This is a genomic window from Rhodopseudomonas sp. (assembly GCF_013377015.1).
Lineage (GTDB): Bacteria > Pseudomonadota > Alphaproteobacteria > Rhizobiales > Xanthobacteraceae > JARJEH01.
The window spans coordinates 1,156,548-1,179,998 of record NZ_JACABA010000001.1 but is presented as its reverse complement, the minus strand read 5'-3'; the positions used below and the strand labels follow the sequence as shown (position 1 = coordinate 1,179,998).

Below are 23,451 nucleotides of genomic sequence, written 5' to 3'. Positions count from 1 at the left end.
CATGCAATTGCGGATCGATCGATGACCGAGGCTGGCACACCCGCAATTCCACCGACGGCCGATCTCGATCAATCCGGTTTCGACCTCGGCGGCGCGCCCGCCGCGGGCAAGCCCTATCGGGTGCTGGCGCGCAAATATCGCCCCAATTCGTTCGACGATCTGATCGGCCAGGAGGCGATGGTGCGCACCATCTCCAACGGGTTCGAGACCGGACGGATTCCGCAGGCCTGGATTCTCACCGGGGTGCGCGGAGTCGGCAAGACCACCACGGCGCGGATTCTCGCCCGCGCGCTGAATTATGAATTGCCGGACGGCTCGATCAAGGGCCCGACCATCCACATGCCGGTGCCCGGCGTGCATTGCCAGGCGATCATGGAAAGCCGGCACATGGACGTGCTGGAAATGGACGCCGCCTCGCACACCGGCGTCGACGACGTCCGCCAGATCAACGACAGCGTGCGCTATGCGCCGGCCAGCGCCCGCTACAAGGTCTACATCATCGACGAAGTCCACATGCTGTCGACGGCGGCGTTCAACGCCTTCCTGAAGACGCTGGAAGAGCCGCCGGAGCACGCCAAATTCGTGTTCGCCACCACCGAGATCCGCAAGGTGCCGGTGACCGTGCTGTCGCGCTGCCAGCGCTTCGATCTGCGCCGCGTCGAGGCCGACGTGTTGATGGCGCATCTGGCCAATATCGCCGCCAAGGAAAATGTCGAAGTCGAGCCGGAGGCGCTCGGTATCCTGGCGCGGGCCGCCGAAGGCTCGGTGCGCGATTCGCTGTCGCTGTTCGATCAGGCGATCGCCCATGCCGCCGGCATCGTGCGCGCCGACGCGGTGCGGCAGATGCTCGGGCTCGCCGACCGCACCCGCGTGATCCATCTGTTCGACGCGCTGGCGCAGGGCGATATCGCCGCCGCCTTCACCGAATTCCGCGAGCAATACGACACCGGCGCCGACCCGATCGTGATCCTCAGCGACCTCGCCGAATTCGTCAATTTCGTCACCCGGGTGAAGATCGTTCCGGCCACCGCCGACAATGTCGCATTCGGCGAAACCGAACGGCTGCGCGCGCGCGACTTCGCCAGCAAGCTGTCGATGCGGGTGCTGTCGCGGATGTGGCAGATGCTGCTGAAGGGCATCACCGAAGTGCAGGGCGCCACGCGTCCGGCCGCGGCTGCCGAAATGGTGCTGGTGCGAATCGCCTATGTGGCCGACTTGCCGACGCCGGACGAAGCGATCCGGATGATCGAGCAGGGCGGCGGCACCGCGTCGGCGTCCGCCTCGTCGTCTGCCGGCGCAGCTTCGCGCAGCGTGTCGTCATCGGCGTCGGCGGTCTCGGCGATGCAATCGCCCCCACGCAGCATGCCGATCTCGCGCGGCAGCGCCGAGACGGCGCAACGCCCGCAGCCCAGCGCGCCGGCGAACGAGCCGCAATCCGCACCTGCCGCGCTGAAGATCGCGACGTTTCCCGAACTGGTGGCGTTGGCCGCGGAGAAGCGCGACCTGATGACACGCACCGCGCTGGAATCCGACGTCCGGTTGGTCAAGATCGAGGACGGCCGGCTCGAACTGGCGATGGAACGCAGCGCCTCGCGCACGCTGATCAACGATCTGTCGCGCAAGCTCGAGCAATGGACCGGCCGGCGCTGGACCGTGATCGTGTCCAACGAGGCGGGGCAGCCGACGCTGCGCGCGCAAAGCGAACTGCAGAAGAGCGAACGCGAACGCGTCGCGGAATCCGATCCGCGGGTGCAGGAGGTGCTGGCGCGATTCCCCGGCGCCAAGGTGCTGGAGGTGCGCAGGCTTGCCTCCGAGCCGCCGGAATCCGATGTCAGTGCTGACGACCCCGCCGAATCATACGACAACGACGATCAATGACACTCCAAGAAGGAACGGATCATGGCTGATTTTCTCGGCATGATGAAGCAGGCGGCGCAGCTGCAATCGAAGATGAAGGCGATGCAGGAAGAACTCGACCTGATCGAGGTCGAGGGCCTGTCCGGTGGCGGCCTGGTCAGCGTGCGGATGAGCGCGAAGATGGAGGTCAGGGCGATCAAGATCGACCCGTCGCTGATGAAGCCGGACGAGTGCGAAGTGCTCCAGGACCTTCTGGTCGCGGCGCTCGGCGACGCGCACCGCAAGGCGGAAGCCGCGATGCAGGAGAAGATGCAGGCGCTGACCGGCGGCCTGTCGCTGCCGCCGGGGATGGGCCTCGGCTAAATGGCCATTGCGGTCGCGGGCCCTGAGATCGAACGCCTGATCCAGCTTCTGGCGCGGCTCCCCGGACTGGGGCCGCGTTCGGCGCGGCGCGCGGCACTGCATCTGATCAAGAAGCGCGAGGCGCTGATGGCGCCGCTCAGCGCCGCGCTGCAGGTCGCGATCGAAAAGATCCAGGTCTGCAAGGTCTGCGGCAACATCGACACGCAAGACCCCTGCACGGTGTGCACCGATCCGAGGCGCGATCCCTCGATCATCGTGGTGGTTGCCGACGTCGCCGATCTGTGGGCGCTGGAACGCGCCTCCGCCACCAACGGCCAGTATCACGTGCTCGGCGCCACGCTGTCGCCGCTCGACGGCGTCGGCCCGCAGGATCTGACCATCGACGCGCTGGTGGCGCGCGCGCACGACCCGAAGGTCACCGAAATCATCCTGGCGCTCAACGCCACGGTCGATGGCCAGACCACGGCGCACTACATCACCGACCTTTTGCAGGAAGCCGGCGTCAAGGTGACGCGGTTGGCCCATGGCGTGCCGGTCGGCGGCGAACTCGACTATCTCGACGAAGGCACGCTGTCGGCGGCGATGCGGCAGCGGACGCTGTTTTAGAACCAACGGAAAGACAATTGATGACGCGATGGAAGTTCACGAGAACGGCTGTGTTGGCGCTGGCGTGCGTCAGCGCTGCGCTGTCGATCGGCGTCGCCGGTGCGCAGGCGCCGCAGCCGGCAACGTCGACCAAGGCGATGAATATCGGCGACGTGCTGACCGGACAACTCAACGCGATGCGCAGCCGCGCCAAGGGCAAGCGCATCAGCACCTTTCAGCTGGTCAGCGAGCCACGCCGACTGCCGCCGCCGAGCGGGTTGTGCAATCTGGAAACCGGGCCGGAGACGTTCCAGATCGTCACCGCGAGCGACGCCGAGGCGGCGCAGTTGAAAGGGCTGATCGGCAAGGAGATCTCGCTCAAGGTGACGGCGGTCGCTTGCGCCGAGGAAGCCGGCGTGATGAGCGAAGCCGTGGTGACGAAGTGGAGCGTGGTCGGCAAGCCTTAGCGCCGTCGAGATACTGAGGTCACAACAACTACATACGTCATTGCCCGGCTTGACCGGGCGACCCAGTATTCCAGAGCGGGAATGTTTGAACCTAAGCGCTCTGGAATACTGGGTCCCCCGCTTTCGCGGGGGATGACGGCTGAATTTGTGGTGGCGCGATGCCTACACCTTCACCGGCCCTAACTCATCAAAATGCCCGCGGCGTTGCAGCCAGGCCAGCAGCACCAGGCTCGGCACCGCGACCACGACGCAGATCGCGAAGAACAGCGGCCAGCCGGTCGCTTTCGCCACATAGCCGGCGCCGGACGACAGGTAAGTGCGGCCGACCGCGGCCAGCGCCGTCAGCAGTGCATATTGGGTGGCGGTGTGCAGCGGATTCTTGCACAGCGCCGACAGATAGGCGACGAAGATCACGGTGCCGATCGCGCTGGTGAAATTCTCCGCGGTGATGGCGAAGGCCAGCGCCCATTGGTTGACGCCGACGATCGCCAGCCAGGAGAACGACAGATTGGCGACCGCCTGCAAGCTGCCGCCGATCCACAGGCTCGCCGCCAGCGAATAGCGCCGCGCCACATAGCCGCCGGCGAAGCCGCCGATCAGCGTGGCGGCGAGGCCGACGCCCTTGACGATGGCGGCGTAGTCGTTGCGGGAAAAGCCGAGGTCGATCACGAACGGCGCCGTCATGGTGCCGGAAAACGCGTCGGTGAATTTGAACAGCACCACGAAGGCCAGCGCCGCCAGCGCATCCTTGCGGGTGAGGAATTCGGTGAACGCGCCGACCGCCGCGTGCGTCACGCGGATGAAGGCGCTCTCGCCGGAGGTCGCGGCTTCGGCGCGGGCGGATTGCTCCGGCTCGGTGGCGATCAGCGCCGTGAGCGTGCCGATCAGCACCATGCCGGCCATCGTCACATAGCCCCACATCCAGGCCGCGAGTCGGGTCTGTCCGGTGCTCTCATAGGCGCTGACCAGGAACAGCGCGCCGGCGGTGGAGACCAGCATGCCGATCCGGTAGGCGGCGACGTAGGACGCCATGCCGGCGGCCTGCTCGCTCTCCGGCAGGCTCTCGACCCGAAACGCATCGACTACGATGTCCTGCGTCGCCGACATCGCCGCCACCAGCAGCGCGCCGAGCGCCACGAACAACGGCGCCTTCGCCGGATCGGTCAACGCCAGCAGCAGGATCGCGGCAATCAGCAAGAGTTGCGAGAACACCAGCCAGCCGCGGCGGCGGCCGACCCTTCGGGTGAACAGCGGCACATGCAGCGCATCGACCAGCGGCGCCCACAGAAATTTCAGCGTGTAGGGCGTGCCGACCAGCGCGAACAGCCCGATGGTGCCGAGGTCGACGCCGGATTCCCGCATCCACACCAAGAGCGTCGAGCCCGACAGCGCCAGCGGCAGCCCGGACGAGAAGCCGAGAAACAGCACGACCAGCACGCGCGGCTGCAGATAGACCGCCATCGCCTCGCGCCAGGAGACGCGGGGAGCTGCGGCGGGCGGGACGGGAGAGGTGCTGTCGGCGGGGTTGGTCATGGCGCAGTGCTAGCAGATTCGGCTGAGGCATGGCGCATCCAACACATCCGCCTGTCGTCGCCCGGCTTGACCGGGCGACCCAGTATTCCAGAGCGCTTGCGGTCGCGAGCGATTGGTGCGTCAGGCAACGGCAATCTCGGGATAGAGATCGCGCCAGTCCGGATTGTCCTTTTCGATCAACTGAATCTTCCAGGCCCGCGGCCATTTTTTGAGCCGCTTCTCCCGGTGGATGGCCTGTTCAATATCTTCGAAGCATTCCAAATAGACCAACCGATCGACATCGTATTTCTTCGTAAAGCCCTCGGCGAGTTTCGATTTATGTTCGGCGACGCGGCGGATGAGGTTGTTGGTGACGCCGATGTAGAGCGTGCCGCCAATTCGGCTGGCGAGAATGTAGACGTAGAAGCTCCGAGACCTCATGGTCGACGCTCTGGAATACTGGGTCGCCCGGTCAAGCCGGGCGACGACACCAAGTATATGATAGCTCGCGCCGCGCCCCTATTCCCCCGCCTGCAGCTTGCGGGGAAACAGCGCCGGAATATCGGCGCCGTCATCTTCGGGCGCCAGCGCGGGCGTTTCGGCCTTGGTGAAATCAAGTTCATCGATCCGCGCGGCGCGGCGTTCGATCTTGTCGGCGGAAATCAGGATCTGGCGGACGTCCTCCTCGGCCTGGCCGAAATGGCTCTGCAGCTTCAGCACGCGGTCGCGCAGCCGCGCCAGATCGTCGCCGAGATTGAGCACCTCGGCGCGGATCTGGTCGGCGGCGTCGCGCATCCGCGCGTCTTTCAGGATCTGCTGCATCACCTGGATCGCCAGCATCAGCAGCGACGGCGACACCAGCACGATGCGGGCGCGATAGGCCTTCTGGATGATGTCGTCGAAGCCGTCGTGAATTTCCGCGTAGACCGATTCTGACGGCACGAACATCAAGGCGGTGTCCTGGGTCTCGCCCGGGATCAGATATTTCTCGGCGATGTCGGTGATGTGGCGCATCACGTCGAGCCGCACCCGCTGTGCGGCGAAGCGCCGTTCCGTCTCGGTGCGGGCGGCGTGCAGCGCGGTGATTGCCTCCAGCGGAAACTTGGCGTCGATGCACAGCGGCCGCTGGTCCGGCAGGAACACCACGCAGTCCGGCCGCTTGCCGGTCGAGAGCGTATACTGGAAAGCATAGGCGCCCTTCGGCATGCCGTCCTGCACGATGGCTTCCATCCGGCCCTGGCCGAAGGCGCCGCGCGACTGCTTGTTGGACAGCACGTCGCGCAAGGTCGTTACCTGGGCGGTGAGGTCGGTCAGGTTCTGCTGCGCGCTGTCGATGATGCCGAGCCGCTCGTGCAGCGCCCGCAGGCTGTCGACGGTGTGGCGGGTGCTCTGCTCCATCGACTGGCCGACCCGATGCGTCACCGAGTCGAGCCGCTCGGTCATCGCGCGCGCTATTTCGGCCTGCCGCCCGGCCAGCGCCATCCCCATCGCATCGACCCGCCCGGTGGCCTCGTGCTGGACCCGCATCAAATGGGCGAGGCGCTGTTCCAGCTCGGTGGCGCGGATCGCTTGCGCCAGCGCGGCGTCGCTGCCGCTGCGCGAACCGCGGGCGACCGCCACGGCGATGACCGCCAGCAGCGCCAGCGCAGCCAGGCCGAAGGTGACGATCGCGGTGCCGGTCGCGACCGGCCAGTCGCCGAGATAGAACAGCGTCTCATTCATCGAGCGATTGTAGCCGATTTGGCGCTCGTGCGAACGAAGGGGGAACATTTATGGTTAACCGGCGGTTAATCCTCGTGGTTAATGCGGGGTTAAGCCTCCGGCTTTTACCCAATTGACCGCGGCAATGGCGCAGCTTAAATCGCGCCTCATGGCGCTTCGTGAAATCATCATCTTGCCCGACAAGCAGCTCCGGCTGATCTCCAAACCCGTTGCCGAGGTGACGACGGAGATCCGCAAGCTCGCCGACGACATGTTCGAGAGCATGTACGACGCGCCCGGCATTGGCCTCGCGGCGATTCAGGTCGCCGAGCCGGTGCGGCTGATCACCATGGATCTGGTCCGCAAGGAGGGCAACGGCAAGAGCGAGCCGCGCGCCTTCATCAATCCGGAAATCATCTCGGCCTCGGACGAGATGAACGTCTATGAGGAAGGCTGTCTGTCGATCCCGGAATATTACGCCGACGTCGAGCGTCCGGCGCGGGTGCGGATCCGCTTCACCGACCTCGACGGGAATGTGAAGGAAGAAGACGCCGACGGGTTGTTCGCCACCTGCATCCAGCACGAGATCGACCACCTCAACGGCGTGCTGTTCATCGATCACCTCTCGATGCTGAAGCGCCGGATGGTGGTCAAGAAATTCGAGAAGGCGGCGAAGCACGGTATCAAATACGTCTGACCGGTTTTGACCGGCGGACTGAGTTGGTCAGGCATCGCGGCCTCCTTGATATCATTGATATCGAACCAGCGTCCCAATCCGAGATAACTCATGCCGCTTCGCCTGATCTTCATGGGCACGCCCGATTTCGCGGTGCCGACTCTGCTGGCGCTGTCCGGGCACGGCCACGACATCGTGGCGGTCTACAGCCGCGAGCCGAAGCCGGCCGGGCGCGGCATGAAGCTGCAGCCGACGCCGGTGGAGCTGGCGGCGCGGCGGCTCGGAATTCCGGTGCTGACGCCGAAGACGCTGAAGACCCCGGAGGCGCTGGCGGAATTTGCCGCCTTCAACGCCGACGCCGCGGTCGTCGTCGCCTATGGCATGATCCTGCCGCAGCCGATTCTCGATGCGCCGAAGCTCGGCTGCTACAATCTGCACGGCTCGCTGCTGCCGCGTTGGCGCGGCGCCGCGCCGATCAACCGCGCGATCATGGCGGGCGATGCCGAGAGCGGCGTGATGGTGATGAAGATGGATGCCGGGCTCGATACCGGCGATGTGGCGATGGCGGAGCGGATCGCCATCACCGACGCGATGACCGCGGCCGATCTGCACGACGCGCTGGCGCCGCTCGGCGCCGACCTGATGGTGCGGGCGATCGGCGCGCTGGAGCGCGGCCAATTGCTTCTGACCAAACAGCCCGAAGCCGGCGTCACCTATGCCGCCAAGATCGACAAGGCCGAGGCGCGGATCGATTTCGCCAAGCCGGCGCATGCGGTGTTGCGCCACATCCACGGGCTGTCGCCGTTCCCCGGCGCCTGGTGCGAGCTGCCGATCGAGGGCGAAGTTGTGCGAATCAAGATCCTGCGCTGCGAACTGGCGAAGGGGTCCGGCGCGCCGGGCGAGCTGCTCGACGATCGGCTCACCATCGCCTGCGGCGACGGCGCGATCCGGATCCTGCAATTGCAGCGCGCCGGCAAGCAGCCGATGCAGGCCGTGGACTTTCTGCGCGGCACGCCGCTGCAACCGCCGCTGCTTGTGTGCTAGAGGTTGGCCGAATGGCTCGCACCGCGGCCTTGTCGTCACCACCCGCGAAAGCGGGTGGCCCAGTATCCCGGAGCGTTTGCTATAAGCCACAACCGCTCTGCAATACTGGGTCGCCCGGTCAAGCCGGGCGATGACGGTTGGTGGTGCGGAGGCGCCATCGCCGAACAGGGCCATGCCCAACCGAGATCGTCGCCCACCATGCCGCGCTACAAGCTCATCATCGAATATGAAGGCGCGCCGTATTGCGGCTGGCAGATTCAGGAGAATGGCCCTTCGGTGCAGGGCGCACTGGAGACGGCCGTCAAGGCGATCTGCGGCGAGTTCGTGCGCGTCAACGGCGCCGGCCGCACCGACGCCGGCGTGCATGCGCTGGCGCAGGTGGCGCATTGCGACATCGCCAAGCCCTTCCCGCCCGGCCGGCTGCGCGACGGGCTGAATGCGCATCTGCGGCCGCATCCGATCGGCGTGCTGTCGGCTGAGATCGTGCCCGATGATTTTGAGGCGCGGTTCTCCGCGATCCGGCGGCACTACGTGTATCGCATCGTCAACCGGCGGGCCAATCTCGCGCTCGAGATCGGCAAGGTGTGGCGGCTGCCGCGGCGGCTCGATACCGAGGCGATGCACGAAGCCGCACAACGGCTGGTCGGCAAGCACGATTTCACCACCTTCCGCGACACCGAATGCCAGGCCAAGTCGCCGGACAAGACTCTCGACCAGCTCGACGTGCTGCGCGACGGCGACAATGTGTCGATCATCACCTCGGCGCGCTCGTTCCTGCACAGCCAGGTGCGTTCGATGGTGGGCTCACTGGTGTGGGTCGGCGAGGGGCGCTGGAGCGTTGATGATCTTGCCGCTGCGCTCGCAGCCCGCAACCGCACCGCCTGCGGCCCGGTGGCGCCGCCGGATGGGCTGTATCTGGTGAAGGTGGATTATTGAGTCGGGCGGCGGATGTACGCTCCGCATAGAATCATCAAAGCCCGTCATTCCGGGGCGCGAGGCCGAAAGGCCGAGCGAACCCGGAATCTTGCGCCGGGCACCAGTGGCGTTGCGTCGGGTCGCAGGATTCCGGGTTCGCTCACGGCTATCGCCGTTCGCGCCCCGGAATGACGGCGATTGTCGGAGTGGCGATGTCGCGTCAACGCCGAAGAATTACCCGAAGTAGCGCTCCAGCACGGCGCGATAGATCGCGGTGAGCTTGTCGAGGTCCGACACCGGCGTGCGTTCGTCGATCTGGTGCATGGTCTGGCCGACCAGGCCGAATTCCACCACCGGGCAATATTTTGCGATGAAACGCGCGTCGGAGGTGCCGCCGCCGGTGTTGAGGTCGGGCTTGCGGCCGGTGACCTGGTCGATCGCCGCCACCACCAGATCGGTGAACGCGCCGGGTCGGGTGACGAAGGCGTCGGCGTTGGAGGGCAGCCAGTCGATCCGGGCGCGGATCCGGTTGCCGGCGGCCTGCGCCAGCCGCAGCTCGATCAGGATCCGCAGCGAATCCGCGGTGTGATGATCGTTGAAGCGGATGTTGAATTTGGCGCGGGCCTGCGCCGGGATCACATTGGTGGCGGGGTTACCGACATCGACCGAGGTGAATTCCAGGTTCGACGGCTGGAACTGCGCGGTGCCGGCGTCGAGCGGCTCGCTGCTCAGCGCCACGATCAGCGCGGCGATATCCGGCACCGGATTGGCGGCGCGGTGCGGATAGGCGACGTGGCCCTGCACGCCGTCAACGATCAGCGTGCCCGACAGCGAGCCGCGGCGGCCGATCTTGATGGTGTCGCCGATCACCTCGACATTGCTGGGCTCGCCGACGATGCAATGATCGAATCTCTCGCCGCGCTCAGCCGCCCATTGCAGCAGTTTGATCGTGCCGTTGACCGCGATGTCTTCCTCGTCACCGGTGATCAGGAACGAGATCGAGCCCTTCGCTTTGCCGTCATGGGCGGCAAGATAGTCCAGCGCGGCGGCGACGCCGCAGGCGATGCCGCCCTTCATGTCGACCGCGCCGCGGCCGTAGAGAAGGCCATCGGCGATATCGCCCGAGAACGCGTCGTGGCTCCACGCGGCTGCGTCGCCGGGTGGCACCACGTCGGTGTGGCCGGCGAAGCAGAGATGGGGCGCGCTGTCGCCGATCCGGGCATAGAGATTGTCGATGTCGGCGGCGCCGGGCTCGGAGAAGGTGACGCGGTGGGTTTCAAAGCCGGCGTCGTTCAGCAGCCGCTCCAGCACGCCCAGCGCGCCAGCGTCCGCCGGCGTTACCGACGGGCAGCGCAACAAGTCGCGGGCGATGGAGAGGGCGTCTGCGGCCATCAGGGACGTGCGGCCTGCATCGCAGGTGCGAGCGGGTCGGGGCCGTATTGATTGGAACCGGACGTGCCGCGCAGGCAGCCGAGCTCGATGAATCCCCAGATGGCGATCACCGAGCCAATCAGTGACAGCACGATGCTGCCTTGCATGTCCGACATTGCGCCGTTGCTGCCGCTCAGCAGGCTCGGACCGAACCAGAACAGCAGGATCCACCAGCCGCTCTTGTCGCGGTCATGCAGCCGCTTGATGCCGGTGGCGAGGCCGGACCAGGTGCAGCCCACGGTCAGGACCAATCCTGCCGCCCACAGGCCCAGCGCGCCGCCGGCGAGGCTGAACAGGTTGTCCGGATTGACGCCGCCGAGCCAGGCGAACAGCACCACCGCGAACACGGTCCAGGCGATGCTGTAGATCAGGATCGCGAGCCAGTATTTGCCGCGGTTGATCCGGCCGTTAAAGCTGAAGAGCAGATTGGTCCAATCCATCGCCGCCTCCGTTTGGTGCGCGATTAGTCGCGCAGCAATTCATTGATGCTGGTCTTCGAGCGGGTGCGTTCGTCAACGCGCTTGACGATCACCGCGCAGGCGGTCGAGGGGCCCGGCTGGCCGTTCTTCAGCGGCCGCGCTGGCATCATGCCCGGCACCAGCACAGCATATTCGGGCACTTCGCCGACGAAGATCTCGCCGGTATCGCGGTCGATGATCTTGGTCGAGGCGCCGAGGAACACTCCCATCGCCAGCACCGCGCCCTTGCGGACGATCACGCCCTCGGCGACTTCCGAACGCGCGCCGATGAAGCAATCGTCCTCGATGATGACGGGGCCGGCCTGCAGCGGCTCCAGCACGCCCCCGATGCCGACGCCGCCGGAAATATGCACCCGCTTGCCGATCTGAGCGCAGGAGCCGACCGTCGACCAGGTGTCGATCATGGTGGCTTCATCCACATAGGCGCCGAGATTGACGAAGGACGGCATCAGCACGACGTTCTTGGCGATGAACGCCGAGCGCCGCACGATCGAACCCGGCACGGCGCGGAACGCCGCTTCGCGAAACCGGTTCTCGCTCCAGCCGTCGAATTTCGACGGCACCTTGTCCCACCATGCCGCGCCGCCGGGGCCGCCGGCGATCGCGGTCATGTCGTTGAGCCGGAAGCTCAGCAGCACCGCCTTCTTCAGCCACTGGTTGACCTTCCAGCTGCCGGACGTCTCGCGCTCGGCGACCCGGGCCTCGCCCTTGTCCAACAGCTCGAGCGCGTGATCGACCGCGTCGCGGACCTCGCCCTTGGTGGCGGCGCTGATCGTGTCGCGCGCGTCGAAGGCGGTGTTGATGGTGGTTTCCAGGGCGGACAGCGACATCTTGATTTCCTTGCGACGGCTAGCTTGCGGCGGCATTTTGCTGGGCTTTTGTCGGGATTTGGACGCGGAGTGTCAAGGCACGATGCGGGCGCCACAACTGCCGTCATCGCCCGCGAAAGCGGGGCATGACGCGGAGAGCGGGGCGGCGCCTCCTCTTCAACGCGCGGTCAATCCCGCCAGGAACGCCGTCAGATCGTCGGTGACGTAATCGACATGGGCGGCGTCGCGGCCTTCCAGTTCCCAGTCCTCGCGCACCACTTCCTTGCTGCCGTCGGGCACCACCAGTACGGTGGTCATGCCGAGCTGGTGCGGCACCGCCAGATTGCGGGCGAGGTCCTCGAACATCGCGGCCCTGGTCGGATCGACGCCGTGCAGCGTCAGGAAGCGCTGATAGGTCTGCGGCGCCGGTTTCGGCTCGAGCTCCGCTGCGATGATGTCGAACACCGCTTCGAACTGCGCGGCGATGCCGAGCCGTTCCAGCACCTTGCCGGCATGGTCGGTCGAGCCGTTGGTGAGGATCAGCTTGCGGCCGGGCAGGCTGGCGATCGCCTCGCCCATCTCGGGGTTCGGCTCCAGCGGCGAATGATCGATCTGATGCACATAGGCGAGGTAGTCGTCGGCATGGACGCCGTGCTCGGTCATCATGCCGCGCATGCTGGTACCGTAGCGGCGGTAGTAGTCCTTCTGGATCCGGCGCGCCTCATCGGGCGGTACCTTCAGGAAATTGCCGATGAACTCGCCGATCCGCAGATCGACCTGCTGCCACAGATTGACGTGATGCGGATACAGCGTGTTGTCGAGATCGAACACCCAGGTCTCGATGTGGTCGAAACCGTGGGCCTGTTTTCTATCGAGAGCCATCGCATCCTCTGCTGTCGTCCCCGCCACCGGGCCTCGCCTTTAGCGAGCCCGATGACAGGCTCCCGCGGGGATCCAGTGCGCCGCAGCCTATCGGGGCAATCGGGAGCGCTCTGGAATACTGGGTCGTCCGCTTTCGCGGACGATGACGTCGTGCATGTTGGGAGGATGCCGGCAGCTTGAATTCCATTATGGCATCGCAAACCGCAGCGTCTTGCCGCCGCTACTGAGATCGACCGGGGTAAAGCCGGTCGGATTCAGCCCGCGCGTGCCGCAATCGCCCTGCTCGTTGATCTCGAATTTGCTCTCGCGGGTGCACAGCATGGTGGCGCCGCCCCAGTTCAGCGGCTTGTCCCTGACCTTGATGGCCTGCGCATTGGCGTCGACCGCCTCGGCGAAGCTGAACACCTGTTTCGGCTGGCCGGTCACATCGGGATGCAGGCATTTGCCGGGATCGATGCGGTACCAGCCGCGGCTGACCACGGCCTTGCCGTCGTCGGTGGCGACCGCGGCCATGATCTTGTGCGGGGTGTCGTTGCACCAGGTCAGCCCGGTCGGTGACGGCGACTGCACCGCGTCGATCATCAGCTCGAAGAAATTCGGCGCCTGGACGATTTCGGTGCCAAGGCCGTGGCCCTTCAGGAATGCCGCCAATGCGGCCTGGGTCTTCGGGCCGTCGACGCCGTCGATCGGGGCGGCGTCATAGCCGGCGATCACCAGCAGGCGTTGAATCGCGGCGAGCTTGGCCTGTTCGTCGTCATATTCGCCGGCTTCGGCAAGATAGGCCGCCAGGTTGCCGTCCTCGCTCTGGGTCGGCCTGATCTCGGTGAACGGCGCCAAGGTTTGCCCGCCGCGGCACTGCCGCGCGGCGGCGATCACGAAATTTCCGGGCGCAATGCAGAGCCGATCGGTGCCGTTCTGCGGCACCGGTGAGGCGCCATAAACGCCGAGCGAGCGGGCATGCAGCAGGAGCCGGTCGGCACTGAGCGTGCCCTGAACCACGACGCGGCACTGCGCGGGGTCGATCCGGAACCAGCCGCGGGTTGCCGTGGTGGCGTTGTCGTCGATCCCGATCGCGGCCTCGACCACATAGCTCATGCGATTGCACAGCTTGAGGTCGGCGCGGGCGGGGGCGGCGAGAGACGGCAGCAGGGCAGACGTCGCGGCAACCACCGCGGCTGCCCTCATGGTGAGGAGCGCGCGCCGCGGCGCGCGCGTCTCGAACCATGAGCCTGACCGTCGCCTCATCCTTCGAGACGCGGCCAAGAGGCCGCTCCTCAGGATGAGGCTCCGCAGTGCCATGGTCCGTTGTTGCTTCACTTGTAGATCAGCGTGCCGGTGCCCTGGTTGGTGAACAGTTCGAGCAGCACGGCGTGCGGGATCTTGCCGTCGATGATGACGACGCCCTCGACGCCCTGCTCGAGCGCATAGATGCAGGTCTCGACCTTGGGAATCATGCCGCCCGAAATGGTGCCGTCGGCGATCAGTTTTCGCGCGTCCTTGATCGACAGCTCATGAATGAGCTTCTTGGATTTGTCGAGCACGCCTGGCACATCGGTCAGCAGCAGCAGCCGCTTGGCCTTCAGCGCGCCGGCCACGGCGCCTGCGAAGGTGTCGGCGTTGACGTTGAAGGTCTGGCCGTTAGCTGAGGTCGCCAGCGGCGCCAGCACCGGGATCAGCTCGTGACCGATCAGCTGGTTGAGCAGCGTCAGGTCGACCTTCTCCGGTTCGCCGACGAAGCCGAGGTCGATCACCTCCTCGATCCGCGAATGCGGGTCGACCATGGTCCGCGTCGCCTTCGACGCGGTGACCATGTTGCCGTCCTTGCCGCACAGACCGACCGCCTTGCCGCCGGCCTCGTTGATGTAGCCGACCAGTTGCTTGTTGATCGAACCCGCCAGCACCATCTCGACGATCTCGATGGTGGCGGCGTCAGTGATGCGCAGGCCGGCCGCGAATTCCGACTTGATGCCGAGTCGCTTCAGCATCTGTGCGATCTGCGGGCCGCCGCCGTGCACCACCACCGGGTTGATGGCGGTCTGCTCCAGCAAGACGATGTCGCGGGCGAAAGCCTTGGCGGTGGCCTCGTCGCCCATGGCATGGCCGCCATATTTGATGACGATGGTTTCCTCGTCGTAACGCTGCATATGCGGCAACGCTTCGGAAAGGATGCGGGCCTGATCGAGCGGAGTGATATGCGGCGCGTCGGTCATAAAGCGAGTCTCATTGCCATCGAAGCTGGGGCGGGTTCTAGCCGATTGGCGGGCGTGGCGCAAAGCGCCGCGCGGCAGGACTCAGCGCCGCGGCCACAGCGCCGCGCCGGCCAGCACCAGCCAGCTCGCGATCAGAAGCGTGCCGCCGGTCGGCGCCGCCATCGGAAACAGGGCGTGGCCGGCGACATGCCGCAGCGTCAGGTCGCCGGCGAACAGCGCGACACCGATCGCGAGGCCGAACGCCGCCACCAGGCCGGGAATGCGGCCGATCAGGCCACGCTCGCACAGCAGCGTCGCCGCCAGGATGGCGGAGGCGTGAAACAGCAGCATCGAGGACGCCGGGCCGAGCCGCGCCGCATCGGCCTGATGCGCGGCGACGGCGGCCAGCGCCACGCCGGCGGCGCCGAACAGGCCGGCGATGACAATCAGAATGCGGACCAGGGCGGGCATCAGCGGCGCTCGTCGAGCAACCGGATCATCGCGGCGCGCAATTCCGCCATGCCGGCGCCGGTGCGCGACGAGGTCAGCAGCAATTCGGGAAACGCCGCCGGATGGGTCTTCAGCGCCGCCAGCGTCGCCTCCATGCGTTGCTCAAGCTCGGCGGGTTTGACCTGATCCACCTTGGTCAGCACGACCTGGTAGCTCACCGCGGCCTTGTCCAGCGTCTTCAGGATGTCGAGATCGACGTCCTTGAGGCCGTGGCGGGAATCGATCAGCAGATAGACCCGCGCCAGCGAGCTGCGGCCCTGCAGGAAATTGTGGATCAGCGAGGTCCAGGACGCCACCTTGGCCTTCGGCGCCGAAGCGTAGCCATAGCCCGGCATGTCGACCAGCCGGAAGCCGGCATCCTGCGGACCCTCGAAGAAGATCAATTCCTGGGTGCGGCCCGGCGTGTGCGAGGTTCGCGCCAGCGCGTTGCGGCCGGTCAGCGCGTTGATCAGGCTCGACTTGCCGACATTGGAGCGGCCCGCAAACGCCACTTCCATGCCCGCCATCGGGGGCAGGGTCTCGATCGAGGGCGACGCCCAGATGAATTGCCAGTCGCCGGCAAAGATCTTGCGTCCCCGTTCGATCAGCTTCGCATCAAGGTCGGTCATGCGAGGGCTTTCAGTTGGTCGGGCGGAGATGCGTCGGGACGATCCCGCCTTCCACCGACGTCATTCCGGGGTGCGAACAGCGAAGCTGTGAGCGAACCCGGAATCTCGCCCGGTTGCACGTCGCAAGATTCCGGGTTCGCTCGCAAGTGCTCGCGCCCCGGAATGACGCGGCGAGGTTAGTGCAACAAGCTACGTGGTCTTTTTCGGCCCGACGAAGGTCGCCTTCAGATTGTCGAACAGTTCGACCCTCACGCCGTTGCGCCGCATGATGAAACCCTGTTGCAGCACCGACAGCAGGTTGTTCCAGGCCCAGTAGATCACCAGCCCGGCCGGGAACGACGCCAGCATGAAGGTGAAGATCAGCGGCATCCAGGCGAAGATCATCTTCTGGGTCGGATCCGGCGGCGCCGGGTTGAGCTGCATCTGCACCCACATGGTGATGCCCATCACCAGCGGCCAGGCGCCGAGCACCAGATAATGGCCGAACACCGGCAGATGGGTGGGATCGAACGGCAGCAGTCCGAACAGATTGAACAGATTGGTCGGGTCGAGCGCGGACAGGTCCTGGATCCAGCCGAAGAACGGCGCGTGGCGCATTTCGATGGTGACGAACAGCACCTTGTAGAGCGAGAAGAACACCGGGATCTGCAACATCACCGGTAGACAGCCGGCGACCGGATTGATCTTCTCCTTGCGGTAGATCTCCATCATCTCCTGCTGCTGCTTGGCCTTGTCGTCCGGATGGCGCTCCTTCAGCGCCGCCAGTTGCGGCTGAATCGACTTCATCTTCGCCATCGAGGCGTAGGACTTGTTCGCCAGCGGCAGGAACAACAGCTTGACGATCACCGTCACCAGCAGGATGGCGACGCCGAAATTGCCGACCAGGTGGAAGAAGAAGTCGAGCGCCATGAACATCGGCTTGGTGATGAAATAGAACCAGCCCCAGTCGATCAGCAGGTCGAAATGGTTGAGGTTGAGCTGCTGGTTGTAGCCGCCGAGCCCCGCGAACGGGAAGTTGATGCCGACGACGCGGGCTTCCTTGGCGCCGGCGAACAGCCGTGCATTGGCCGAGCCGGTGCCGCCGATCGCGATGGTCTGCGGGTCCTGCAGATAGTCGGCCTGATAGGTGCGGACATTGCCGACAAGATTCGAGGAGAACCGCGCCTGCAGCTGCGCATTGTTGTCCGGCAGCAGCGCCGAGGCCCAGTACTTGTCGGTAATGCCGAGCCAGCCATTGGTGACCTTGAAGCTCACCGCCTTGGCGTCGTCGATCTTCTTGTAGGGATACTCCTGCAGGCCCTGGTCGCCGAGATAGCCGACCAGGCCTTCGTGCAGGATGTAATAGCCGGCGACGGCCGGGGTGCCGTGCCGCGAGATCAGCGCGAACGGATACAGCGTGACCGGGGCGGCGCCGACATTGGTGACGTCGTCCTTGACGCTGAACAGATAGCGCTCGTCGATCGAAATGGTGCGGCGGAAGGTCAACCCCTCGCCATTGTCGTATTTCAGCGTCACCGGGTGGGACGGCGTCAGGCTGCCCGAGCCTTCCTGCTCCCACACCGTGGTCTGGTCCGGAATCTTGACCGCCGCGCCGCTCGCCGCGACCCAGCCGAATTCGGCGTAATAAGGGTTAGCGGTGCCGGACGGCGAGAACAGCTCGATCGCCGGCGATTTCGGATCGACGGTATCGCGAAACAGAACCAGCGAGATATCGTCGATCCGCGCGCCCTTCAGGGCAATGCTGCCGCTGACCCGCGGCGTGTCGATCTTGATGCGCGGGCTGGCGGCAATCGCGGCGTCGCGGCTCACCACCGGCGCGGCTGAGGCCGGCTGGGCGGGGGTGGCGGCAGTCGATGGCGCCGCAGCCGTGCCGGATTGCGGCGAGCCGGGTGTCGCGGCCGGCGTGGTGCTGGGCTGCGGTGCCGGAGTCGCAGTCTGGGTTTGTGCCTGCTGGGCGGCGCGCTGCTTTTCCATCTGCGGAATGTTGAAGAAATACTGCCAGCCGAGCAGCACGAGGCCCGACAGAATGACGGCGAGAATGGTGTTGCGATTATCGGTCATCGGTCAGGTCTCGTCATTCAATTCGGTTTTGACGCCCGCCGCTCGATGCGGTCGAGGGCGGAACGGAGATCGTCGAGCATGATGGCAAAGTCGCGGCTCAGCGCCGCACGACGGCCGACTAGCACATAATCATTGTGCGGTCGCATGGATAAGCCATCGACGTGCTTCACCAGTTCGCGAAGCCGGCGGCGGATGCGGTTGCGCTCGGGAGCGTTGCCGACCTTTTTGGTCACGGTGAAGCCGACCCGGACCGGGCCGTCATCGTCGCGGCGTCGGCCCTGCACCACGAAGGCAGGCCCGCTCATCCGCAGCCCATTGGCAACGGCGATGAAGTCCGCCCGCTGCCTTAACCGATCCATGAGGAGATCTCGGAGAGGCCCGTTCAGGCGCTCAGACGCTTGCGACCGCGGGCGCGGCGCGCCGCCAGGACCTTGCGGCCACCGACCGTCGCAAGACGGGCGCGAAAGCCGTGGCGGCGCTTGCGCACCAGTTTGCTGGGTTGATAAGTCCGCTTCACGGGTCGTTCTCCGCTGACCGGGCAAGTTCGCCGAGGCAAGTTCGCCGAGGAATGAGATAAAGTCCGGAGATGCTGGCTCAAACATGAGCCATTTTCGGCTCAAAAATGAACCGCCCCGGTCGAGCCGGGCCATCGCGGACAGTTGGCGCGGCTTATACGGGAGCGACCTGTTTTCGTCAATCACGCCCGGTGTCGGTTTTGGCCGCCTTCGAAACAACGTGTTTTACGCCCAAGTTCGCGGTGACGAGCGATCTCTCAAGTCCGCGCGGGGCTTGGCACGGCAGCGCCCCGGGGCTCAGCGCTCCGCCGCGGATGATCGAACGGTAATTTGACGGTTTTCGTGCTAGGGCGCATTCTGTGCAGTGAATCCGGGCGCGAGCGGGAAGGCGAGGCGAAAACCAAGTGCCGGCAGCGGAGCAACAGCATCAGGCGCAAGCATCGCGACCACGGCCGGAACCCCGGATCGGTCTGTCCGGCAAGCTGTTGCTGCTGACAATTCCGCTGGTGTTGATCGCCGAAATCCTGATTTACGTGCCCTCGATTGCCAATTTCCGGATCAACCGGCTGAACGACCGGCTCGCCGCGGCCAGTACCGCGGCGCTGGTGCTGGATGCCTCGCCGTCCGGGATGGTGCCGGAATCGCTGGCACGGCAGATTCTCGACAGCATCGACGCCCGCGCGGTGGCGATCAAGATGGGCCAGCAGCGCCGGCTGCTGGCCAGCGCCAATTTGCCGCCGACCATCGATCACCACGTCGATCTGCGCGACGTCACGCCGTGGTCGGCGATCGTGGATTCCTTCGTCGTCATGCTGGAGAGCGGCAATCAGGCGATTCGAGTGATCGGGCCGGCCGAAGGCAACGCGCAGTTCATCGAGGTGGTGATCGACGAATTGCCGCTGCGCCAGGCGATGTACCGATTTTCCAACAATCTGCTGCTGGTGTCGCTGACCATCACCAGCCTGACCACGGCGCTGATCTATCTGGCGCTGCACTTCCTGTTCGTCCGGCCGATGCGCCGCCTGACCGCCAACATGGTCAATTTCCGGCAAAACCCGGAAAGTCCAGCCAGCATTATGATACCGGGGCCGCGCGGCGACGAGATAGGGCTCGCCGAGCACGAATTGTCCGACATGCAGCGCGACCTGGTGTCGATGCTGCATCAGAAGAGCCGGCTCGCCGCGCTGGGGCTCGCGGTGTCGAAGATCAACCATGATCTGCGCAACCTGCTGGCGTCCTCGCAATTGCTGTCGGACCAGCTCGCCAGCGTACCCGATCCGCGGGTGCAGCGGTTCGCGCCGAAACTGATGCGTTCGCTGGAGCGCGCGATCGCGTTCTGCCAGTCGACGCTGTCCTACGGCCGGGCCCAGGAGGCCGCCCCCGATCGGCGAATGCTGTTGATCGAGCCGGTGGTCAACGAGGTGCGCGAGACCGCCGGGTTGGCAGCGGACGCCTCGATCACCTGGATCAGCTCGATCGAGCGCGGGCTGACCATCGACGCCGATCCCGACCAGCTGTTTCGCGTCCTGCTCAATCTGGTGCGCAACGCCGCCCAGGCGCTGGAGAGCCATCCGCGCAGCGACGCCGCGCCGCAGCAGATCCGGATCACCGGCCGCCGCGAAGGCTCGGTGACCATTGTGGAGGTTTCGGATACCGGCCCCGGGGTTCCGCAGAAGGCGCGCGACCACCTGTTCGAAGCCTTCCATGGCTCGGTGCGCGCCGGCGGCAGCGGCCTTGGCCTCGCGATCGCCGCCGAACTGGTCCGCGCCCATGGCGGCGAGATCAATCTGGTGGAAGGTACGTTGGGGGCGACGTTCCGCTTCTCGATCCCCGACCGCCCGGTGGATTTGCACAGCCTGCGCAACGAGCGGGCGCGGGCGTAACGCCGTCGCAGCGCCAGCCGGAGCTCGCCAGGCTGACACTTGCCAGATCGACTCTTGCCAAGCCGGAGCTTGCCAAGCCGAACCGGAGCCGCTAGCTATGGCCCGCTTTCGCAGCCTGTTCGTTGCGGAACGCAAGCGGCTTCCGCGGGCATTGCCTGCGATGTCAGCGACAAACGCGCCCGTAGCTCAGCTGGATAGAGCACTAGACTACGAATCTAGGGGTCAGGAGTTCGAATCTCTTCGGGCGCGCCAGTATCCATCTGAAATTGTTATATGATTTCGACTGTCGCCCGCCGCTGTCTTCGGGTTGGTTGCGCAGCGGAAACAATATGGAAGCAAAGCCGCGGAATTTTGCGAACTGCATCCGACGGAACGTTTACGTCAACGTCATTCATTGTCGCTGAACCACGGCTTCGCGGAAGCTCCCGGCCAGCACTCGCCCGTCCACACGCTGTCCTCTTTGCCGGCTCGCTTCGTGGCAGATCCAGCCGACGGACAAACACAATACCGCAATTACTTAGAACGTTTGGCCGGCTGTTTCGGTAGCACCTCTCTGATCGTTTCGAAGATCTTGCCGCTCGTCAAAAGAGCTATCTCGGAGGCAGGCAGCGGTTTCTGGCATTCGGACTGCGGATTGAGCCAGAAATTGGAGTCGGGCAACATCTCGAACAGATTGCGCGCCACGGCGCCAAGGCAGGTTTCGGGCTCCTTGACGTAGTCGGATATCCTGGATTTGGACGTGAAGGCTGGGTGCCATTTCATGCCCTGGAATTCGACGGTCGCGACGTTGATTTTCTCCTGGTATTTGAGCGACCGGCGGCGGCCTGGGGTCATGGGGGCGTCCGGGGTCAAAATATAGATCTCGGTTTCCAGCAGCGCCTGATAGAATGCCGGAGCGACGCTGGGGTCCTTCGCGGCGGCTTGCATCAGGGCTTCGAGACTGTTTTGCGGTTCAAACACGACGATCCTTTCATGAAGTCGATGACGGTTGAAGATCTCACACGAATGCCAGTCGTCAGGTCAGTCTCAGAAGCCTGCGCCAAGAATCGCGTCGGCGCTTTCGATCGCTCGATTCAGTCCTGGCTCCCTCGAAGAGCGCGATAGATCATATTGCGCGACACGCCGAGGCGGCGCGCCGTCTTGCTGATATTATTGCCGGATTGAGCATAAGCGGTCAGCAAGTGTGCGCGTTGAAGGTCGCGCAAGTCACTCCTCAGTCCGACGCCGACAGACACGTCGCCGGACGACCGCTTGTTACTCAGATGTCCGACAATGGATTTGACCGCAGCATCATCGATCAGGCCTCCTTGCTCGCTGAGCGATAGCCGGGAGAGCACATTGCGCAATTCCCGGATATTGCCGTTCCAATCCAATTCGGCCAATCGATCGATCGCGCCTTGCGTCAAGCCTGCAGATGGATCGATCTTTCCCATCAGATGCCGCGCAATTTCATCGAAGTCGGAACGCTCGCGTAGCGGCGGCAATGTCACCTCGAGTGTGTTGAGGCGAAACAGCAGGTCGGAGCGGAACCGGCCCCTCGCGATCGACTCGTCGAGGTTGGCATTGGTGGCGGACACCAGGAGAACGTCGACCTGACATTTCGCGCCGCCGACCGGCCGGACGATCCAGTCGTCGAGAAACCGCAGCAGAACAGCTTGCAGCGTTACCGGCATGTCGCCGATCTCGTCGAGAAACAGCGTGCCGCAGTCCGCTTCTTTGAATAAACCGACGGCGCCGCCCTTCTTTGCGCCCGTGAACGCGCCTTCCGAGTAACCGAACAATTCCGCTTCGATCAAACTTTCCGGAAGCGCCGCGCAATTAACGGCGACGAACTGGCCGGAGCGCCGGCTGGCCGCATGTGCGTGACGCGCCATTTGTTCCTTGCCGGTGCCGGTCTCACCCCGAATGAGAATCGGCATCTTGCGCGCCGCAGCGCTTTCAACCCGGCGCACGACACTGGCGATGGCCGGATCGGCAGACACAAACTGCCTGGGGGTCTTGTTCGGTGGCGGGGCCGGCGGCTTCGACACTGCTTGAACCATCGGGAACCGACGTGTGTTCTCGATCGTCGAAACAAACTGGCTGCCGACCTCGTCCTCGAGGCCCTGGCGCTCCCGGCGACGGCCTTCGTCGACAAAGGTGTTGAAATCGGTTCGAAAGATATCGACGAAGCGACGGCCGGGCGAAGCCGGCAAGCCGTGCAACAACACCCGCGCCGCCCGGTTCACCGCGAGAATCTTGCCACCCTCGTCTACGGCCATCAGGCCCGCGCTCAGCGTGTGCAGATATTCGCCACGATTGTGGAAAGCGATCAGGATATCGCCGCGATGATATTCGCGGAATAATCCATTCTCGATCTGAGTCGCCGCCATCGCGACCAGCGCCTGGGTGTGGGTCTGGCGCGACATGCAATCCGACGAGGCATCCAATATTCCGGTCAATTCGCCATCAGGTGCGAAGATCGGCGCCGCAACACAAGTCAGGTTGTTGTAGCGCGGGAAAAAATGCTGATCTCCATGCACGGCGACCGCACGTTTGAGATGGGCCGCAGTGCCAAGGCCATTGGTGCCGCAGAAGCGTTCGGTCCATACCGTGCCAGGCTGGATGCTTGCGGCGTCGGAGGCGTCGCTGAAGCTCCGGTCGGATATCATATCCAGCAGCAAGCCATCCGCGTTGGCAAAGGCGACCATGAAATTGGAGCCGGAGATTTGCTGATGCAGGGTGTGCATCTCCGCCAAAGCGAGACCGCGCACAAGCGAACAACGTTGCTGCTCCTGTCGCAGCATTGCGGGGCCGACGAATTCCGGAGGCGGCGGACGTCGCATGTCGAGGCCGAGCGAAATGCAGCGCATCCAGCTGTCGTAAATGTCGACCGTCAGGAAATCAGCCGGCGGGGCGCCCCGCTGCTCGAGCACCATCCATGCCTTCTCGACCCGCCGATTTGCAACCAGCATGAACTGTCCT

24 protein-coding genes and 1 tRNA gene are annotated in these 23,451 nt (G+C 65.0%); 9 read left to right on the top strand and 16 right to left on the bottom strand.

Annotated elements, in window-relative coordinates:
- Positions 1 to 21: 21 nt before the first annotated feature.
- Genes HXX15_RS05675 through HXX15_RS05660 form a run of 4 tightly spaced genes read left to right on the top strand, consistent with a single transcriptional unit; the run spans position 22 to position 3,272 of the window.
- Positions 22 to 1,878 carry a DNA polymerase III subunit gamma/tau gene (locus tag HXX15_RS05675; protein WP_296513538.1) on the top strand — a complete coding sequence of 619 codons (1,857 nt, stop codon included), beginning with the start codon at positions 22 to 24 and terminating at the stop codon, positions 1,876 to 1,878.
- A gap of 21 nt (positions 1,879 to 1,899) precedes the next feature.
- Complete coding sequence (locus HXX15_RS05670; RefSeq protein WP_296513537.1) at positions 1,900 to 2,220, top strand: YbaB/EbfC family nucleoid-associated protein; 321 nt, start codon at positions 1,900 to 1,902, stop codon at positions 2,218 to 2,220.
- Positions 2,221 to 2,826 carry a recombination mediator RecR gene (recR, locus tag HXX15_RS05665; RefSeq protein WP_296513536.1) on the top strand — a complete coding sequence of 202 codons (606 nt, stop codon included), beginning with the start codon at positions 2,221 to 2,223 and terminating at the stop codon, positions 2,824 to 2,826. It begins immediately after the preceding gene.
- Between the two features lie 20 nt (positions 2,827 to 2,846).
- Complete coding sequence (locus HXX15_RS05660) at positions 2,847 to 3,272, top strand: hypothetical protein (protein WP_296513535.1); 426 nt, start codon at positions 2,847 to 2,849, stop codon at positions 3,270 to 3,272.
- Between the two features lie 162 nt (positions 3,273 to 3,434).
- Here the strand turns inward: HXX15_RS05660 and HXX15_RS05655 are convergent, their stop codons facing one another.
- The 3 genes from HXX15_RS05655 to rmuC form a co-directional block, all read right to left on the bottom strand.
- Positions 3,435 to 4,805: an MFS transporter gene (locus HXX15_RS05655; RefSeq protein WP_296513534.1), complete on the bottom strand. Its 1,371-nt coding sequence runs from the start codon at positions 4,803 to 4,805 to the stop codon at positions 3,435 to 3,437.
- Between the two features lie 120 nt (positions 4,806 to 4,925).
- Positions 4,926 to 5,225 (bottom strand): GIY-YIG nuclease family protein, encoded by a 300-nt coding sequence (locus HXX15_RS05650; RefSeq protein WP_296513533.1) that lies wholly within the window; start codon positions 5,223 to 5,225, stop codon positions 4,926 to 4,928.
- Between the two features lie 78 nt (positions 5,226 to 5,303).
- Complete coding sequence (gene rmuC, locus HXX15_RS05645; protein ID WP_296514858.1) at positions 5,304 to 6,506, bottom strand: DNA recombination protein RmuC; 1,203 nt, start codon at positions 6,504 to 6,506, stop codon at positions 5,304 to 5,306.
- Positions 6,507 to 6,654: 148 nt separating this feature from the next.
- Between rmuC and def the strand changes: the two genes are divergently transcribed.
- From def to truA, 3 genes are all read left to right on the top strand, one after another.
- A complete protein-coding gene (gene def / locus HXX15_RS05640) occupies positions 6,655 to 7,182 on the top strand; it encodes a peptide deformylase (protein WP_296513532.1) in 528 nt (175 codons plus the stop codon).
- A 90-nt stretch (positions 7,183 to 7,272) separates the two neighbouring features.
- Complete coding sequence (gene fmt, locus HXX15_RS05635) at positions 7,273 to 8,205, top strand: methionyl-tRNA formyltransferase (protein ID WP_296513530.1); 933 nt, start codon at positions 7,273 to 7,275, stop codon at positions 8,203 to 8,205.
- A 198-nt stretch (positions 8,206 to 8,403) separates the two neighbouring features.
- Positions 8,404 to 9,141, top strand: coding sequence for a tRNA pseudouridine(38-40) synthase TruA (truA, locus tag HXX15_RS05630; RefSeq protein WP_296513528.1), 738 nt, complete (start codon positions 8,404 to 8,406; stop codon positions 9,139 to 9,141).
- 213 nt (positions 9,142 to 9,354) lie between these two features.
- On the opposite strand, the gene dapE is transcribed toward truA, so the two are convergent.
- The 11 genes from dapE to rpmH all read right to left on the bottom strand — a co-directional run bounded on the left by dapE (position 9,355) and on the right by rpmH (position 18,606).
- Complete coding sequence (dapE, locus tag HXX15_RS05625) at positions 9,355 to 10,512, bottom strand: succinyl-diaminopimelate desuccinylase (RefSeq protein ID WP_296513525.1); 1,158 nt, start codon at positions 10,510 to 10,512, stop codon at positions 9,355 to 9,357.
- Entirely contained in the window at positions 10,512 to 10,991 is a 480-nt protein-coding gene (locus HXX15_RS05620; RefSeq protein WP_296513523.1) for a DUF805 domain-containing protein, read from the bottom strand. Before HXX15_RS05620 ends, dapE begins: the two co-directional genes overlap by 1 nt.
- Positions 10,992 to 11,014: 23 nt before the next feature.
- Positions 11,015 to 11,860 (bottom strand): 2,3,4,5-tetrahydropyridine-2,6-dicarboxylate N-succinyltransferase, encoded by an 846-nt coding sequence (gene dapD, locus HXX15_RS05615; RefSeq protein WP_296513522.1) that lies wholly within the window; start codon positions 11,858 to 11,860, stop codon positions 11,015 to 11,017.
- Between the two features lie 156 nt (positions 11,861 to 12,016).
- The gene (locus HXX15_RS05610) at positions 12,017 to 12,721 is read right to left on the bottom strand and encodes a pyrimidine 5'-nucleotidase (protein WP_296513519.1); all 705 of its coding nucleotides are present in this window, start codon (positions 12,719 to 12,721) and stop codon (positions 12,017 to 12,019) included.
- 186 nt (positions 12,722 to 12,907) lie between these two features.
- Positions 12,908 to 13,906 carry a DUF1036 domain-containing protein gene (locus HXX15_RS05605; RefSeq protein WP_296513517.1) on the bottom strand — a complete coding sequence of 333 codons (999 nt, stop codon included), beginning with the start codon at positions 13,904 to 13,906 and terminating at the stop codon, positions 12,908 to 12,910.
- Positions 13,907 to 14,034: 128 nt separating this feature from the next.
- The gene (gene argB, locus HXX15_RS05600) at positions 14,035 to 14,931 is read right to left on the bottom strand and encodes an acetylglutamate kinase (RefSeq protein WP_296513515.1); all 897 of its coding nucleotides are present in this window, start codon (positions 14,929 to 14,931) and stop codon (positions 14,035 to 14,037) included.
- A gap of 81 nt (positions 14,932 to 15,012) precedes the next feature.
- Entirely contained in the window at positions 15,013 to 15,381 is a 369-nt protein-coding gene (locus tag HXX15_RS05595) for a DUF423 domain-containing protein (protein WP_296513513.1), read from the bottom strand.
- Complete coding sequence (gene yihA / locus HXX15_RS05590; RefSeq protein ID WP_296513511.1) at positions 15,381 to 16,028, bottom strand: ribosome biogenesis GTP-binding protein YihA/YsxC; 648 nt, start codon at positions 16,026 to 16,028, stop codon at positions 15,381 to 15,383. Before yihA ends, HXX15_RS05595 begins: the two co-directional genes overlap by 1 nt.
- A 189-nt stretch (positions 16,029 to 16,217) precedes the next feature.
- Positions 16,218 to 18,089 carry a membrane protein insertase YidC gene (yidC, locus tag HXX15_RS05585; protein ID WP_296513508.1) on the bottom strand — a complete coding sequence of 624 codons (1,872 nt, stop codon included), beginning with the start codon at positions 18,087 to 18,089 and terminating at the stop codon, positions 16,218 to 16,220.
- A gap of 17 nt (positions 18,090 to 18,106) precedes the next feature.
- The gene (rnpA, locus tag HXX15_RS05580; RefSeq protein WP_296513506.1) at positions 18,107 to 18,448 is read right to left on the bottom strand and encodes a ribonuclease P protein component; all 342 of its coding nucleotides are present in this window, start codon (positions 18,446 to 18,448) and stop codon (positions 18,107 to 18,109) included.
- Positions 18,449 to 18,471: 23 nt separating this feature from the next.
- On the bottom strand, positions 18,472 to 18,606 hold the full coding sequence (rpmH, locus tag HXX15_RS05575; RefSeq protein WP_011471298.1) for a 50S ribosomal protein L34: 135 nt from the start codon (positions 18,604 to 18,606) through the stop codon (positions 18,472 to 18,474).
- A 402-nt stretch (positions 18,607 to 19,008) separates the two neighbouring features.
- On the opposite strand from rpmH, the gene HXX15_RS05570 reads away from it, so the two are divergent.
- Together HXX15_RS05570 and HXX15_RS05565 are read left to right on the top strand one after the other, a co-directional pair.
- Positions 19,009 to 20,487, top strand: a complete 1,479-nt coding sequence (locus HXX15_RS05570; protein WP_296513503.1) for a HAMP domain-containing sensor histidine kinase — start codon at positions 19,009 to 19,011, stop codon at positions 20,485 to 20,487.
- Positions 20,488 to 20,662: 175 nt separating this feature from the next.
- Positions 20,663 to 20,739 (top strand) — tRNA-Arg (locus tag HXX15_RS05565).
- A 261-nt stretch (positions 20,740 to 21,000) separates the two neighbouring features.
- On the opposite strand, the gene HXX15_RS05560 is transcribed toward HXX15_RS05565, so the two are convergent.
- Together HXX15_RS05560 and HXX15_RS05555 are read right to left on the bottom strand one after the other, a co-directional pair.
- Positions 21,001 to 21,447, bottom strand: coding sequence for an SseB family protein (locus HXX15_RS05560; RefSeq protein ID WP_296513501.1), 447 nt, complete (start codon positions 21,445 to 21,447; stop codon positions 21,001 to 21,003).
- A 113-nt stretch (positions 21,448 to 21,560) separates the two neighbouring features.
- Positions 21,561 to 23,441: a sigma-54-dependent Fis family transcriptional regulator gene (locus HXX15_RS05555; RefSeq protein WP_296513499.1), complete on the bottom strand. Its 1,881-nt coding sequence runs from the start codon at positions 23,439 to 23,441 to the stop codon at positions 21,561 to 21,563.
- Positions 23,442 to 23,451: the final 10 nt, after the last annotated feature.

What these genes read in the sequence shown, in the direction of transcription:
- HXX15_RS05670 (WP_296513537.1), top strand. Translation starts at nt 1,900, where the DNA reads ATGGCTGATTTTCTCGGCATGATGAAGCAGGCGGCGCAGCTGCAATCG.
- yihA (WP_296513511.1), bottom strand. Translation starts at nt 16,028, where the DNA reads ATGACCGACCTTGATGCGAAGCTGATCGAACGGGGACGCAAGATCTTT.
- HXX15_RS05660 (WP_296513535.1), top strand. Translation starts at nt 2,847, where the DNA reads ATGACGCGATGGAAGTTCACGAGAACGGCTGTGTTGGCGCTGGCGTGC.
- yidC (WP_296513508.1), bottom strand. Translation starts at nt 18,089, where the DNA reads ATGACCGATAATCGCAACACCATTCTCGCCGTCATTCTGTCGGGCCTC.
- truA (WP_296513528.1), top strand. Translation starts at nt 8,404, where the DNA reads ATGCCGCGCTACAAGCTCATCATCGAATATGAAGGCGCGCCGTATTGC.
- argB (WP_296513515.1), bottom strand. Translation starts at nt 14,931, where the DNA reads ATGACCGACGCGCCGCATATCACTCCGCTCGATCAGGCCCGCATCCTT.
- HXX15_RS05620 (WP_296513523.1), bottom strand. Translation starts at nt 10,991, where the DNA reads ATGGATTGGACCAATCTGCTCTTCAGCTTTAACGGCCGGATCAACCGC.
- HXX15_RS05555 (WP_296513499.1), bottom strand. Translation starts at nt 23,441, where the DNA reads ATGCTGGTTGCAAATCGGCGGGTCGAGAAGGCATGGATGGTGCTCGAG.
- dapD (WP_296513522.1), bottom strand. Translation starts at nt 11,860, where the DNA reads ATGTCGCTGTCCGCCCTGGAAACCACCATCAACACCGCCTTCGACGCG.
- recR (WP_296513536.1), top strand. Translation starts at nt 2,221, where the DNA reads ATGGCCATTGCGGTCGCGGGCCCTGAGATCGAACGCCTGATCCAGCTT.
- rmuC (WP_296514858.1), bottom strand. Translation starts at nt 6,506, where the DNA reads ATGAATGAGACGCTGTTCTATCTCGGCGACTGGCCGGTCGCGACCGGC.
- HXX15_RS05595 (WP_296513513.1), bottom strand. Translation starts at nt 15,381, where the DNA reads ATGCCCGCCCTGGTCCGCATTCTGATTGTCATCGCCGGCCTGTTCGGC.
- dapE (WP_296513525.1), bottom strand. Translation starts at nt 10,512, where the DNA reads ATGGCCGCAGACGCCCTCTCCATCGCCCGCGACTTGTTGCGCTGCCCG.
- HXX15_RS05610 (WP_296513519.1), bottom strand. Translation starts at nt 12,721, where the DNA reads ATGGCTCTCGATAGAAAACAGGCCCACGGTTTCGACCACATCGAGACC.
- HXX15_RS05605 (WP_296513517.1), bottom strand. Translation starts at nt 13,906, where the DNA reads ATGAGGGCAGCCGCGGTGGTTGCCGCGACGTCTGCCCTGCTGCCGTCT.
- HXX15_RS05655 (WP_296513534.1), bottom strand. Translation starts at nt 4,805, where the DNA reads ATGACCAACCCCGCCGACAGCACCTCTCCCGTCCCGCCCGCCGCAGCT.
- rnpA (WP_296513506.1), bottom strand. Translation starts at nt 18,448, where the DNA reads ATGGATCGGTTAAGGCAGCGGGCGGACTTCATCGCCGTTGCCAATGGG.
- HXX15_RS05675 (WP_296513538.1), top strand. Translation starts at nt 22, where the DNA reads ATGACCGAGGCTGGCACACCCGCAATTCCACCGACGGCCGATCTCGAT.
- fmt (WP_296513530.1), top strand. Translation starts at nt 7,273, where the DNA reads ATGCCGCTTCGCCTGATCTTCATGGGCACGCCCGATTTCGCGGTGCCG.
- def (WP_296513532.1), top strand. Translation starts at nt 6,655, where the DNA reads ATGGCGCTTCGTGAAATCATCATCTTGCCCGACAAGCAGCTCCGGCTG.
- HXX15_RS05650 (WP_296513533.1), bottom strand. Translation starts at nt 5,225, where the DNA reads ATGAGGTCTCGGAGCTTCTACGTCTACATTCTCGCCAGCCGAATTGGC.